General features: G+C 44.0%; 9 protein-coding genes. All 9 read right to left on the reverse strand.

The annotated features are described in order from the left end of the window. Positions 1 to 62: 62 nt before the first annotated feature. The 9 genes from HMPREF9625_RS04440 to ppk1 all read right to left on the reverse strand — a co-directional run bounded on the left by HMPREF9625_RS04440 (position 63) and on the right by ppk1 (position 14329). Positions 63 to 1751 (reverse strand): phospho-sugar mutase, encoded by a 1689-nt coding sequence (locus HMPREF9625_RS04440; protein WP_009535797.1) that lies wholly within the window; start codon positions 1749 to 1751, stop codon positions 63 to 65. A 199-nt stretch (positions 1752 to 1950) separates the two neighbouring features. Next, positions 1951 to 3255 (reverse strand): CCA tRNA nucleotidyltransferase, encoded by a 1305-nt coding sequence (locus HMPREF9625_RS04445; protein ID WP_009535798.1) that lies wholly within the window; start codon positions 3253 to 3255, stop codon positions 1951 to 1953. 71 nt (positions 3256 to 3326) lie between these two features. Further along, on the reverse strand, positions 3327 to 4280 hold the full coding sequence (locus HMPREF9625_RS04450) for a diacylglycerol/lipid kinase family protein (protein ID WP_009535799.1): 954 nt from the start codon (positions 4278 to 4280) through the stop codon (positions 3327 to 3329). A gap of 273 nt (positions 4281 to 4553) precedes the next feature. After that, positions 4554 to 5990: a proline--tRNA ligase gene (gene proS, locus HMPREF9625_RS04455; protein WP_009535800.1), complete on the reverse strand. Its 1437-nt coding sequence runs from the start codon at positions 5988 to 5990 to the stop codon at positions 4554 to 4556. 155 nt (positions 5991 to 6145) lie between these two features. Continuing rightward, positions 6146 to 7138 carry a hypothetical protein gene (locus HMPREF9625_RS04460; RefSeq protein WP_009535801.1) on the reverse strand — a complete coding sequence of 331 codons (993 nt, stop codon included), beginning with the start codon at positions 7136 to 7138 and terminating at the stop codon, positions 6146 to 6148. A 206-nt stretch (positions 7139 to 7344) separates the two neighbouring features. After that, positions 7345 to 8787, reverse strand: a complete 1443-nt coding sequence (locus tag HMPREF9625_RS04465; protein WP_009535802.1) for a carbon starvation CstA family protein — start codon at positions 8785 to 8787, stop codon at positions 7345 to 7347. A gap of 378 nt (positions 8788 to 9165) precedes the next feature. Then, a complete protein-coding gene (locus HMPREF9625_RS04470) occupies positions 9166 to 9999 on the reverse strand; it encodes an SDR family NAD(P)-dependent oxidoreductase (protein ID WP_009535803.1) in 834 nt (277 codons plus the stop codon). A 46-nt stretch (positions 10000 to 10045) separates the two neighbouring features. Continuing rightward, positions 10046 to 12268 carry a spore photoproduct lyase family protein gene (locus HMPREF9625_RS04475; protein ID WP_009535804.1) on the reverse strand — a complete coding sequence of 741 codons (2223 nt, stop codon included), beginning with the start codon at positions 12266 to 12268 and terminating at the stop codon, positions 10046 to 10048. Between the two features lie 6 nt (positions 12269 to 12274). Then, positions 12275 to 14329, reverse strand: coding sequence for a polyphosphate kinase 1 (ppk1, locus tag HMPREF9625_RS04480; RefSeq protein WP_009535805.1), 2055 nt, complete (start codon positions 14327 to 14329; stop codon positions 12275 to 12277). Between the last annotated feature and the right edge of the window lie 75 nt (positions 14330 to 14404).

Raw genomic sequence — 14404 nt, forward strand, 5'->3', positions numbered from 1 at the left:
TCTTTACTACAAAAGCAATTATCCACCAATTACTGTCTCTTTCCGCTGTAAGACTCTCCTTATCAGCTGAAAATAGGCTGCAATGCCTTTGCAAGCTTCTCTTTCTCTTTTTTTGCTTCTTCCTTTGTCTTTCCCAAGGTTGTGTAATAGGCCTTAATCTTCGGCTCTGTTCCGGAAGGACGGACAATAATGCTTTCCCCATTCACTAAAGTATAAAGAAGCACATTTGCTTTCGGAAGTCCGGTTTTTTCACTATCCAGGTAGTCTAAAGCTTCTTTTACGGCAATACCGGCAAATTCTTTCGGACTGTCTTTCCGAAGCGTTTCCATAATCCCCTTCATCTTATCCATGCCGGAAAGTCCCGGGAAGGAGAAGCTGTCTACCGCATTCAAATAATAACCGTATTTTGCATATATTTCTTCCAATCGAGCCTTGATGGAAGAGCCGTTCTTTCTGTAATAGGCAGCCATTTCACAGATGAGCATGGAAGCCACAACCGCATCCTTATCTCTTACCGCTGTACCGGAAAGGTAACCATAGCTTTCCTCGAAACCGAAAAGGAAGCGTTCCTGTTCTCCCTTCTCCTCTAAGAATTTAATCTGCTCTCCAATCCACTTAAATCCGGTCAAGGTGTGGCGCATCTCCACTCCATAGTCTACAGCCACCTTGTCTGCCAGCGGTGTGCTGACAATGGACTTGACCGCAATCGGATTCTTCGGAAGTGTTCCTTCCGCCGTTCTTCCTGCTGCAATATAGTCTAAGAGGAGTACTCCCATCTCATTTCCGCTGACAAGCTCATACTCTCCATTTTCCGTTCGCATGGCAATTCCCACACGGTCTGCATCAGGATCTGTCGCAAGAAGCAAATCCGCATTTTTCTCCTTCGCAAGAGCAAGTCCCTTTTCCATCGCTTCGAAAATCTCCGGATTGGGATAAGGACAAGTGGTAAAGTATCCATTCGGATATTCCTGCTCCGGCACAATCGTAACATCGGATATGCCGAGCTCCCGGAATATCCGGGTAACCGGCTCCAGACCGGTTCCGTTTAGCGGGGTATAAACCAAGGAAAGCCCTGCATCCTTGCACACGCCGGGATGCACACTTTGGGAAAGCACGGACTGATAAAAAGCCTCCTTACATTCCTCTTCTACAAAACGAATCAATCCCTGATCTACCGCTTCGGAGAAGGACATGGTCTTAGCACCGCTTAAGACATCCGTCTCTTTAATCTTGGCATAAACCTTATCCGCCGCTTCATCCGTCATCTGGCAACCGTCACTGCCGTACGCCTTGTAACCGTTATATACTGCAGGGTTATGGGAAGCTGTGAGCATAATTCCTGCACTGCAATGATAATATCTTGTCGCAAAGGAAAGTGCCGGAACAGGCATCAAAGCATCATAAAGGCGAACGGAGATTCCATTTGCAGCAAGAACCTGAGCCACCTCTTTTGCGAAGGTCCAGCCCTTTAAACGAGAATCATAGCTGATGGCCACCAGCTTCTCCAGTCCTTCCTCCAGGATATATCTTGCCAAGCCTTCCGTTGCCTGTCGAACCACAAAAATATTTATGCGATTGGTTCCTACACCCAAGGTTCCGCGAATCCCTGCCGTACCGAACTCCAAGGCTACGCCGAAGTGCTCTTTAATCTCTTCCTCTTTTCCGGAAAGCAGATTCAGCTCTCTACGCAGGTCAAAATCCAATAAATCCGCCTTTGCCCAGCGCTCATACTCTTTTTTGTAGTCCAACATACTAAACCTCCATTTTCTTGCCATAATACTCCGCTACTCATTATTTTCTTATTCTACTACTTTATTTCTCAAAATTGCAGAGGCTTCCGCCAAATTATAAGTAATATTTTTATAGCCGTATCAATACGCTTCTTTCAATATTAAAAACGCCTCTTTCTAACAATGAAATAGGATGATACAAAGAATTTTATAGCTGCTTTCAGCTATCTAAGAGTCCTGATTCCTGTAGATAAGAAATCAACTTCTCTTTTTCATTTTCCTTCGGCTCTTGTAAGACCCGGTCAAAGGCAAGCTGTAAAATCTCTCCCATCCTCTTTCCCGGAGAAACACCTAAAGAAATGAGGTCTTTTCCGCTTAACATAAGCTCGGACAAAGACACGCAATTCTTTTCCGACTCCACCTTCGTAATCCACAAAAGGCGCTCTTTCACAATGGATTCAGCTTGTTTTTTTGTAGTGATTATTTCTCCTGTTCGTCTTTTCGATTCCAATAAATCGCTTTCCAATGGAGAATACAACTCTGCTTCATCCTGATGCAGCAACGCAAGACGCATCTCATAAAAATCCCGAACCATCTTTAAGCCGTATCTTGCGATACGCTTTCGTAAAGCATAAGGGCTCTCCACTTCCTCTTCGGAAAATAAAGCTGCAAAATGGCTGCCTCCCTCTATACTCTCTCTATCAAGCTTTAAATCTCTTAAAATTTTACGAGCCAGGTCCGGTACATTTCGAAGAAACAGGCCAAATCGAACAATTTTTTCTACCGGAGCAAAGGGAAGCAACTTGGGAATCCCGCTTTCCTGAATCTTCGGAAAGTCCTCCGTAATATAGGGGGCAAGTCCTGTAGAGAAAAACATTTCTACCTTATCCGGATGTGCGCTGGCCAAAAGCTTCCACAGCTCTACTGCAATACGCTCTTTGGAGACATTTTCCAAGCTTTCCTTTAAGCTTTCGATTCCCAGATAAGCCTCTTCGTCCAAAGAAAAATCAAGTTGTGCGGAAAATCGAATTCCGCGCATCATCCGAAGGGCATCTTCCGCAAAACGGTCCTTCGCCTTTCCTACTGCACGAACAATTTTCTTTTCCAAATCTTCCTGTCCGTGAAAAGGGTCTATAATTCCTCTCTCCATGTGATACGCCATCGCATTAATCGTAAAATCCCGTCTTGCCAGATCTTCTTCCAAAGAGCCTGTAAAGGACACTGCATTCGGATGTCGGTGATCCGTGTATTCTCCGTCAATCCGATAGGTCGTCACTTCAAAGCTCCGAATCCCTCTCTCCACTTCCTCCGGCGGCACAAGAACGGTCACCGTCCCGTGTTCAATTCCGGTATCCACGGTATGTGAAAAAATTCTTTTTATCTCATCCGGCTTGGCAATGGTCGTGATATCCCAGTCCTCGGGATCTCGCCCGAGAATTCCGTCCCGGACACAGCCTCCCACGATATAGGCCTCAAAACCCGCATTTTCCAAGGAACGGATAATGAATTCCGCTCCCTTTGGCATCGTAATCTTCACTCTTGTTCATACCTCAAGATTATTTACTGTTTCAAATCATGACTTTATAATTCGATAGCTTATTCTTTCTCTATGCTATCCTTCTTTGGAAGCATGACGGATACGGCACGCTTCAGGATTTCCAGATGCATCTCTTTATAAGCTCCGCCAAACTCTCCGTCCAGCGTCCATCCAAGCTCTTCTTCCGCCTCTATACTAAGGTTCTTAGTCTTAAAGAACTGTACCTGTGGATTGTTTTCCGGAATATTTCCGCTCAGAGCGGTACTGATAATCTCCCCATAATCCGCAATATTTTTCGGTGCACGAATCAGTAAAACCTCAAATTCTCCATCCTGTAAATCCACAGCCAGTTTTTCTTCTAAAGAACTTCCGGGGAAACCGGTAAAGCCTCCAACGGAGCGGGAATTGAAAATAGCACCAAAAATGTATTCACCCGAAAAAGAAGAACCCCCCGATGTGATTTTCAAAGAATAGCTCTTACTCAAATTCTCCGGCATCGTACGAATCGACTCCAGAATATAAGCCATATGCCCCAAGTTGTTTTTTAATTCCTGATTGGTTCCATAGCTTACCTTGGTAAACGCACCGAATGCCGCAATATAATTAAAATACAAGTCATTCAACTTCCCAATATCATACTGAAAGGGCTCTCCCTTGACGATACCTCCTATATTTTCCTTAAGGTCCTTGGGAATTCCCAGAGAAGCCGCGAAGTCATTGGTTGATCCTGTCGGAATGTAGCCAATCGGAGTCTGTATCTTCTCCACCATCAGGCTGTTCACCAGATAGTGCAAGGTTCCGTCTCCTCCGACACAAACGATAAGATCAAATCTATCTCTATATTTATGCACAATGTTTTCTGTATTCAGTTTTTTGGATTTTGGAAGAATCGGAAAAACAGTCAACTCACAATTTTTCTTGGCAAACTCCTCCACAATATTGTAAAGAAGAGTCTTTCCCTTTTCTTGCCCACTACTGCTGTTAATCAACAAAAGCACCTTTTTTTCCATCATTCCTCCCTCCACTCTCCATTTTCCCCTTGCTTATTTCGTCATTATATACTGAAAAAGGGGCTGTAAAAAATTAAAATAATAAAGAGATTCTTTGCAATATAGGTCTGAATGCGGGGTAGTCTGAGCCCGTCGGTACTTGCGAAAAACAAGAGAAACGCAGTTTTTCGCTTAGTATCCGTTACGTGGCGAAGCTAGCGAGAGCGTGCCCCAAGTTCAGACCTATATTGCTTAGAAAATTATTTTAATTTTTTACAGCCCCTCAAAAAAACTCTCTTAATAGGCTCTTCCCCAATAAACCATCTTTGTCGCTTTCTTTCCGCAAACAACACAGCTATCGGAAATTTCTTCCTGCTCCATAGGAATACAACGGGAGGTAATGCCGGAATACTCCTTCAGCTTATCCTCACAATCTCTGCATCCGCACCACATAGCCCGTACAAAGCCCGGCTTCTTATCGAGGGACGCTACTAGCTCATCCAGGTTCTTCGCATCGGTGGTTCTTTCCTTCTGGAAAGCAAGCGCTCTGTCATACATATCTTTTTGCATCGCTTTTAAGAGTTTCTCTACCTCAACGGTCAGTCCGGAAAGCTCTGCTACAATCTTTTCCCGATTGTCTCTTCTTACCAGTACAGCCTGATCCTTCTCAATATCCTTAGGCCCGATTTCCAGACGAAGCGGAATACCGCGCACCTCTCCATCCGCAAACTTAAATCCCGGAGTCTTATCGGAATCATCCACCTTGACACGGATACCCGCCTTAAGGAGCTCATCCTTAAGAGCATAAGCTTTATCCAGTACTCCTTCCTTGTTCTGCTGAATCGGCACGATAACAACCTGTACCGGAGCAATTCTTGGCGGAATGACAAGTCCGGAATCATCTCCATGAACCATGATCAGTGCACCGATGGTCCTTGTTGTAATTCCCCAAGAAGTCTGATGAACTGCTTCGATTTTATTTTCCTTACTTAAATACTGCACATCAAAGGCCTTTGCAAAGCCGTCTCCGAAGTTATGAGAGGTCGCACACTGTAAAGCCTGTCCGTCATGCATCAGTGCTTCTACCGTATAGGTCGCAATAGCACCGGCAAACTTCTCCTTGTCGGTCTTTCTGCCCTTTACTACCGGAATAGCAAGCTCATTTTCCAAAACATCCGCATAGATGTTCAACATAAGGAGGGTTCTCTCTTCCGCTTCTTCCGCTGTAGCATGAACGGTGTGTCCCTCCTGCCAAAGGAACTCTCTCGTTCTTAAGAAGGGTCTTGTTGTCTTCTCCCAGCGCACTACGGAGCACCACTGGTTTAAAAGTTGGGGTAAATCTCTATAGGACTTTACGACCTTGGAATAGTAATCACAGAAAAGTACTTCAGAGGTCGGACGAACACAGAGTCTCTCCTCCAGTCTCTTGGAACCGCCGTAGCTTACCCATGCAACCTCCGGAGCAAAGCCCTCCACGTGCTCGCTTTCCTTCTCTAAAAGAGACTGTGGAATAAGTAAGGGCATCGCGCAGTTCTGCACGCCGGTAGCCTTAAAACGGGTATCCAATTCGTACTGGATTCTCTCCCAGATGGCATAGCCTGCAGGGCGAATTACCATGAAGCCTTTTACGGAAGAATAATCTGTCAGCTCCGCCTTCTTCACTACATCCGTATACCACTGCGCAAAATCTTCCTCTCTGGAAGTAATCTGCTCCACCAATTTCTTATCCGCCATAGTCCCCCCTCTATTAAAAAGCGATTTCGTCTTTTCTTTAAACACATTTTCCCTATATATTCCTTAGAATATATCCTGTTAAAAAACTATCTATTGATTTTACCCCATGAAAATCAGAATCGCAAGGGTTGATTTGGCTCTTTCCATGCCTAAAATTAATCTTCATATCCCGCCGCCAAAAACATCGGTTTAATTATGATAATACGGTCATAGACCTTTTGAGAAACCTGCTTTGTGCTGTCGAGCTCTTTTAATTCCTTCTTTAGAAGCAAATATGCCTCTTGCACGGTTGTTGCCTTACCCTCCAGAATACTCTGCCGCATCCACTCCAGACAAAAAGGATGGGCATACTGCGGAGGAAGAGGAAAGTCTACGGACAGATAGTCTTTCATTTTTCGAATCGATTCTTCATACTCCTTTTTCACCGCTTCCCGATTGTTTTTTCCGGTCGGTCGGACGCGAAGTCCCATCATAAGAAGCATCAAAGCAAAACCAAGAAGGACGATTGCAAGACTTTGCTCTCCATTTTTATAAAGGAAAAATGCCGAAAAAAGACACAATACCGCTCCCAGAAAAAGAAGCAAAGCAAAATGTCCATAATAGGGGTTTGTACTTTGTACCATTCTTTCCCGCTTTGCCTGCACGGCAAGGCTTTGATATAAATCTTCCCGTCTTAGTAAAATCGCCTCTGCCTTTTCTATTTCCGAAAGGGCTCCTTCCGCTTCTTCTGAAAGCTTCGGAAGGAGTTTCGCTTTTTCTTCCGCTTCCTCTGCACGAAGCTTTTCTTCCGCACGTTTGCTCATGGTAGGAATTGCCGGAAAACGTTTCCTTATTTCAGAAAGGGCTTCATCCACCCTCCACTCCTTTCGAATGAGGCAGGCCTTTTCTTTTCCTCCGTCATACTCCACAACAAGATAAGACAAGCTTGCAAAGATTCCCTTTCCGGAAAAGCCGCCCTTACTCATGGCAACACGTTTATACACACGCTCTACCGCCTCTATCGGTATGTAGTACATCCTGTCAATATAAAAGGAGTTTAAATAGAGGGCTTTCTCTCCGATTCCTATCGCTCCGATACGCAGTGCCTCCCTTTTATCCTTTTTTAAAATATCCTTTTCCAACTTTTTCTCACTTAGGGGAAAATTCATAGCCTCACCTTTCTATACCATGAAACAATATCTCATCACTTTTCTATCCGAATACAATTCTATAGATAAAGAAAAATATACCCCGCTTCCTCTAAAGAAAGCGAGGTGAAAATTTTACTATTGATTCAATATTTCCTGTAAACCATGCTCCTTCTAGATATTTTCACTTAAAAGAAACTCCGAAAAGCAGCAAGTCCGGAAATCCCTTATGCTTTAGCTTCTCCGGAAACCGGCTTCTTCGTTGCTCTTAAGAAGAGAATGAGGAAAACTGCCGCAAGGATAATTCCTACCGGATAAGCCACAGTAGTGGTCAGCCCAAAAGCACCCAAGCACTCCGGTGCACAGAAGAAATAGGTCATGGAAACCGCACTCATGAACACTGCAGGAACTGCCGTAATCCAATAATTCTTCTTCTCTCTATAGAGATACATGGACGCAGCCCAGAGAACAATCATAGCCAATGTCTGGTTGGTCCAGCTGAAGTATCTCCAAACAATCGCATAATCCAAGTGAGAAATAACTGCACCGGCACCAAGAATCGGAAGGGTCAAAAGACCACGTTTCTTGAAATCATTCTGGTCAATCTTGAACCAGTCCGCAACAGTAAGACGAGCGGAACGGAAAGCCGTGTCTCCTGAAGTAATCGGGCAAGCGATAACACCCATCATGGCAAGCAGCATTCCCACGGATCCCATGGTAGTCTTACAGATGTCGTAAACGGTAGTGGAATTTCCTCCACCTGCTTCCAAGAGCTTCGCGCCGCCGTAAATGGCACAGCCTGCTGCTGCCCAGATGAGCGCAATAATACCCTCTGCAACCATGGCACCATAGAAAACCATTCGTCCCTGCTTCTCACTCTTCATGCAGCGTGCCATAAGCGGAGACTGTGTTGCATGGAAACCGGAAATAGCACCGCAGGCTACAGTAATAAACATAAAAGACCAAATCGGAAGACCGCTCGGATGCTCATTTCTAAAATGCTGAAAAATCTCCGGAATCACAAAACCGTGAGAGAAGATACCGATTCCCACTCCGACTGCCATGGCAATCAGACAAATACCGAAAACGGGATAAATCTTTCCGATAATCTTATCGATAGGACAGAACGTTGCAATTAAATAGTAAAGCAGAATAATCCACAGCCAAACTTCTTTACTAGTAAGTAAAGCATTTGCAGAACCGCCGGACTTAATCAAGGTCACAATCAGTCCTGCAGGGCCTACAGCAAATACGGTACCTACCATAATTAAAAGCACTACGGAGAACACACGCATCAGATTCTTCATACCGAGTCCCAAGTAGTTACCGGTAACCTCGGAAATGGATGCACCGTTTGATCTCTCACTGAGCATTCCGGAAAAATAGTCATGCACACCGCCGGCAAAAACCGTACCGAAGGTAATCCATAAAAATACAACCGGCCCCCACTCAGCACCTGTCAAAGCTCCAAAAATCGGTCCTAAACCGGCAATATTTAAGAGCTGTACAAGGAACAACTTCCATTCCGGCATGACGACATAGTCTACACCGTCGTTAATGCGCACTGCCGGCGTCTCTCTGTCGTCCGGACCGAAGGTATTCTCTACGAACTTACCATAGGTAAAATATCCGATAATCAGAATAAAAAGACATACAAAAAAACTAACCATAATTCGCCTCCACTCTTTTTCTCCTGTTTTTACTGCAAATATTATAAATTTTCGGTTTTTCTCTCGCAAGAAGAAGATTTCACGGAAAAAGGGTACTGAATTAGGTTATTTTTTCTTTTTATCGTTATTTTGCATAAAAATATCGCTCTGTTTAATGAATGTTTCAACAATTTTCAATATAAAACAAGGAAATGAACGCTCTAAAACTAGCCTCAAGAATGATAAGCAATTTTAAAAAAATATTGTATTCAGTATGTAGTATTACAAAATCCGGGGAAGTACTCCCTCCTGCAACATCCTTCTTAATTCTATAGATAAAAAATTCTACAAATTGAAAAATTTCTACAAATTGAAAAAAATTGCAATTTCAAGGCTCTTCTATCTTTTATCTGCGGGCTTTCTCGTTACCTGAAAAAGCTGCGGGCGTAAATGGACTTCTCCCAGCACCACACCCTCTCTCTGTCTAAGAATTGTTTCCACGGCAGATGCCACATCGGAGGGAAGGAGATAGCTCGCTCTGTTTTCTCCTATCGTAAAATCCGCATTGCGGTATAAATCGGTATCCGTCATATCCGGTAAAATGCTGTGCACCTTTAGTCCCGACTTTCTATTTTCTGCAAAAAGACTCCTTGCAAAGGAAAGAAGCCCCGCCTTTGTTGCTCCGTAAACTGCCCCGTAGCTGTTTTCATGAAGGGCGGTCACAGAAGATATAAAGAAGATATGCCCTCTTTTTTCCTTGATGTCTCTAAGAAAAAATTGGCTAAGGAACAGAGGTGTTTCCAAATTCACTTTCATCATCTCCGAAATCTTCTCCTGATTCAAGCTTTCATGAAAGCCGTAGTAGGCTACTCCTGCGGAGTGAATAAGAAGCTCCGGCTTCTTCTCCTGAAACGAACGACAAAAATCCCGTACCGCCTGATTATCCCGTAAGTCGAGTTTTACGGGAATAAAAGGAAGCTCCATCTTGTTAGATGGCCCGTCCTCCGGCTTGTTGTTTGCTTGCTTCTCATCTTGCTCATCAAATAGCTTAGAGGCTTGCTCTTTAGATAATTGGGTTTCCTGCTCTTCCGATAGCTTTTCAAAATCTCTGCCTATCCCATAGACCTGATAGCCCATTTCACAGAGTTTTTCCGAAATAGCATAGCCTATCCCGCCGGAAGCTCCCGTCACTAAAGCAACTCGATTCTCCACGCTTTCTTTTTTCTCTGTCATTTTTTACTCCCCATTCCACCCTGTAAACAATCTTCATAGACAAGCTTTATTGCTCTTGTTCGTGATTTACTTCAACATCTTCGCTCCATCTGAATATTTTCTCTCTCGGCATGTTTTCTTCCAGCTTATGAAGGAGAAATCCTTCTATCTCTTCCTTTATTTTTTCCGGATAATGATAATACCCTCCCGTATTTTCATAAGGAAATACAGTATACGGAGATTGAGGAAAGGCTTTCAGCATAGGCTTAAGGTAGGTCTCTGAAATGCGGAAGCTCCCCACGCTGCAATCGTAGAGCTTGGCCATCGGAATTTCTCGGAAAACAGTATCCAAAAACACGTTATAAAGTTCCTTCCACTTCTCATGGTAAATCATCGGATCAAAGCAGAGTCGAATAGAATATCCTTCCTCTATCAACAATTTTGCAGCCCTTAGACGACTTTCAAGACTTGCGGAACTGTGCTCCGCTCTCTGTACTATTTCCTCCGGAGAGACTGTAAAAGCAAAGATGAGTCTTTTCCTTGCCTCGGCAGAAAGCTGTGCTCTCTTGATTTTCCGAAATAAGGCTTCTCCACCCGCCTTGGTCCGCACTTCAATGCGAAGTTTCTCCTCTCCTTCCAAAAAACGGGAGAACTTTTCTACATAGGGGAAAATCTCCTCTAAGGCCAACAAGTCCGTATCATAGGAAATGCAAAGATATAAGCTTCCCTTTTCTCGAATCCACTTTCTGCAATCCTGAAAATAATCTTCTATATTCAGAAAAAGGACCAGATTTGCGGAAGGGTACATTCCCTGTAAATAACAATATTCGCAGTGGAATGGGCAGTTCATAATCAAAGAACTGTAGCAAAACTGTGTCTCACTAAAACTTTGACAAACCGGCGCACCGGGATAGATTCTCTGCCCTTCTTTTGTTGCCAATATAAGCTTTTTGCTCCGCTCCTGCATAAATCGACTTTGTTTTTTTCTGTTAAAGAGATCCTTATAATGCCGGATGAGAATGATTTTAGCCTTGGGGAATTTCTTCAGTATTGTCTCTACATCCGCATGTCCCCATATTTCCCTTTCTACATAAATATGAGAAAAATGCGGGTGGAAAGGAAGAGGATCCTCCTCTTTCGATATAGCATATGGAATTTTTCTTTCCTCTCCTCCTCTATCTTCCACTTCTTTTTTCGTCTCCAATAAGCAAGGAAAGTCCTCTTCGGTAGTGGAGGAGAAATGGAGTAAATCGTCTTCCAGCTCCTGCAAAATCTTCTGTCCCCCTCGCTTATCCCGAACAGGAAGAAAGCCTTCCTGTCTTTTCTTCTGAAAATACTTGTTCCAAGAAAAATGAATGCTCTTTCCATAGTGAAGCAATTTTTCCAGTTTCTTTTCCAAGACAAAGGAGAGGCGAAGTTCTTGAGAAAGAAGCTGCACTTCAGACAAAAACGCCTCCTCTTTCTGTCTTTCTTTCTCTTTTTTCAGACTGATTTCATCCAAAATCCGGATAAAAGAAAGAACTTGTTCCTCTTCCCGTTTCAGAAGTTTCCGAAATTCTTCTTTCACTTTGTTTATTTGCTTCTGTGACTGCTCTTTCTCGCTTTCTTCCGCTGTATTCCCTGCAAAATTCAGCCCAAAATCCGTTCCACAGCGAAGAATGAACATATCTTCCGTAGAAAGAAAGCTATATCCGCTTTGGAAAACCGCAGTCGATTCCATATCATAAAGAAAAATTTCTTCCGGATAGGGTATTTCTTTAGAGAATTTTATAGAACTTCCTTTTGTTCTCTTCTTTGAAGCATTTGCCGGAGAAGCCTTTAATTCCCCTCTGTCAGGCAAGTAAGGCAGACCTCTCCCTAATATCTCCGCATCCTTCCAAGAAAGCCTTTGGTCTCCGGTGATAAGTCTTGCCTCCGGAAAGGAAAAGGCGTAAAGCATATCCGGGTAGAACTGTCGTCCCGTTGCCCATTCCTGAAGGGCATGAATCAAGAACCAGCTTCCTAAACAGCTTCCCTCGGCGGTATGTGGTGCTTTCAGGATTGCAGCACTGCCCAAGGATAAGAGAATATCCCCTCTCTTTGCTCCCTCCTTTGCCAAGGTCGCGGAAACTGCTGCCGCTGCATTGTTTCGCCCTTCTCCGCAGATAGTCAGCAATATCCTTCCTTCGGATTCGCTAAATTCACTCGTACAATACTGCAAAAAGGGAAACGAAGTTTTTCGTTTCCCCATCTTCAATGCTTGAATTATATTTTCTACTTCTCCGTAGTGTGCTGCAAAAATAAATAGCATTCTGTCCTACTCCGCATTTCTGTAAGCTTCTCTGTAGAAGTAGTCTTGCGAGTCAAAGCGCTCCTCTCCCAAGCCCTCCGGGTCATGATAGAAACCGTCGGAAAGAAGCCATTTCCCCTTCTCCGTATCCTTAAAGCCAAGGTCGAAAATCTCCCGCACACGATTCTTATTTTCTTCATCGAGTATCGGCGCTGCAACCTCCACTCTTCGGAGCGTATTTCTGGTCATACAATCCGCACTGGCAATATAGATTTCTTCCTCATCCCCCTGCCCGAATCGATAGATGCGGGAGTGCTCCAGGAATCTTCCCACTATACTGTGAATCCGGATATTCTCCGTCCTTCCGGGAATACCCGGAATGAGGCAACAGATTCCTCGAATCAGCAGCTGAATCACTACCCCTTTTTGAGAGGCTTTAATCAAAGCATCGATAATGTCTTTGTCTGTCAGTGCATTTAGCTTTAAACCGATATAACCGCCTCTTCCTTCCTCCGCCTTTCTGCCTTCCGCTTCTATTTTTTCCAAAATGGCATTCTGCAAGCCTTTTGGCGCAACGAGAAGGGCAGAGCTCTTTTCTACTGTTTCTCCAAGAAGCAGAGTACGGAAAACTTCCTGTGCATCCTCTCCTATCTCTCTGTTGGCCGTCATAAGGCAAAGGTCAGTATAGAGAGTGGCCGTTTTTTCATTATAATTTCCCGTTCCAATCTGGGTAATGAAGGAGACGCCTTCCTCGGTCTTTCTCGTAATAAGGCAAAGCTTGGAATGCACCTTATAAGCTGGAAGACCGTAGATTACCTGGCATCCCGCATCCTCCAAGCGTCTTGACATCTCGATATTCGCCGCCTCATCGAACCTTGCTCTTAATTCCACAAGAGCAAGGACTTCCTTTCCATTTTCCGCAGCCTCACAAAGCGCATCCACAATCTGACTGTGGCTCGCCATACGATAAAGGGTAATCTTTATGGAGTGAACCGACTTATCCACTGCCGCAGCCTGTAAAAGACCGATAAAATTCTTCATACTCTCAAACGGATAAGAAAGAAGGATATCTTTCTTTTCAATCTGATGAATGATATTTTCATCCTTTCGAATCTTTCCGCTCATTCTCGGGCTGTAGCGAGGATAAAACATCTCCTGATGTTCTCTCTTGGCATTTTGCAGAGTGAAGAGGAAGGACAGGTCAAGAGGCGTTTCACAATGGATAACATGGTCTTCCGAAATCCCTAAATACGTAGCCAGCTTCTTCTTAACCGACTTATGGAGCTCCCTACTAAGTTCCAGTCTTACCGGATTTAAGCGCTTTCTTTTCTTTAAAAGCTGCTCCATCATTCCTCGGTAATCCATATCCTCATCGTACACGTCTCCTGCATCAATATCCGCATTTCTTGTAATGCGGATGATGGATTTCTCCCGAATGGTATACGCCGGATACAGCTTCGAAACAAAGTGGAGAATCAGCTCTTCGGAAAGCATGTGGTAGCCCTTTCTTCCCGGAATCTCTATCAATCTCTTAAAAACCGGATTCCAGCAGGGAACAATCCCCATTCTTTTCTTTCCGCCCTTTGTTTCCAGACGGGCCACCGCATAAAGCTCACTGTTTTGTAAAAAGGGGAAGGGCTGCTGTTTCCCTACAATCATAGGAGAAAGATACGGACGAATTGCCTTATCAAAGTATGCCTCAAGCTGGCTCTGCTCTTGTTTGGACAGTTTTTGAAAGTTGATAATATGAATGCCTACCGGCTCAAGCTCCCCCATAAGCTGGGTATATATCTCCTTTCGTTTCTGCTCAAGCCTCTCCACTTCCTTTAAGATAAGCTTGATTTGCTCCTTACTGCTTAAGCCTGTTTTATTGTCCTTGACTGTTTTTTTATTCTCCATCTGCTGCATGAGTGTGCCCACACGAACCATAAAAAACTCATCCAGATTGGTCTGATAAATGGAGACGAACTGCAGACGTTCCATAAGAGGCACACGAGGATTGGCTGCCTCATTTAGAACACGCTCATTAAACAAAAGCCAAGACAGCTCTCGATTTTGATAACATTCCCGATTTTCCTTCATGGCCAAAATCCTTTCTACATCCTTGTATTAAAGGTCTATAACGACAAATTTGCGGAAAAATATAATATTTTTCCG

It is taken from the genome of Oribacterium parvum ACB1, from assembly GCF_000238055.2.
Taxonomy (GTDB): domain Bacteria; phylum Bacillota; class Clostridia; order Lachnospirales; family Lachnospiraceae; genus Oribacterium; species Oribacterium parvum.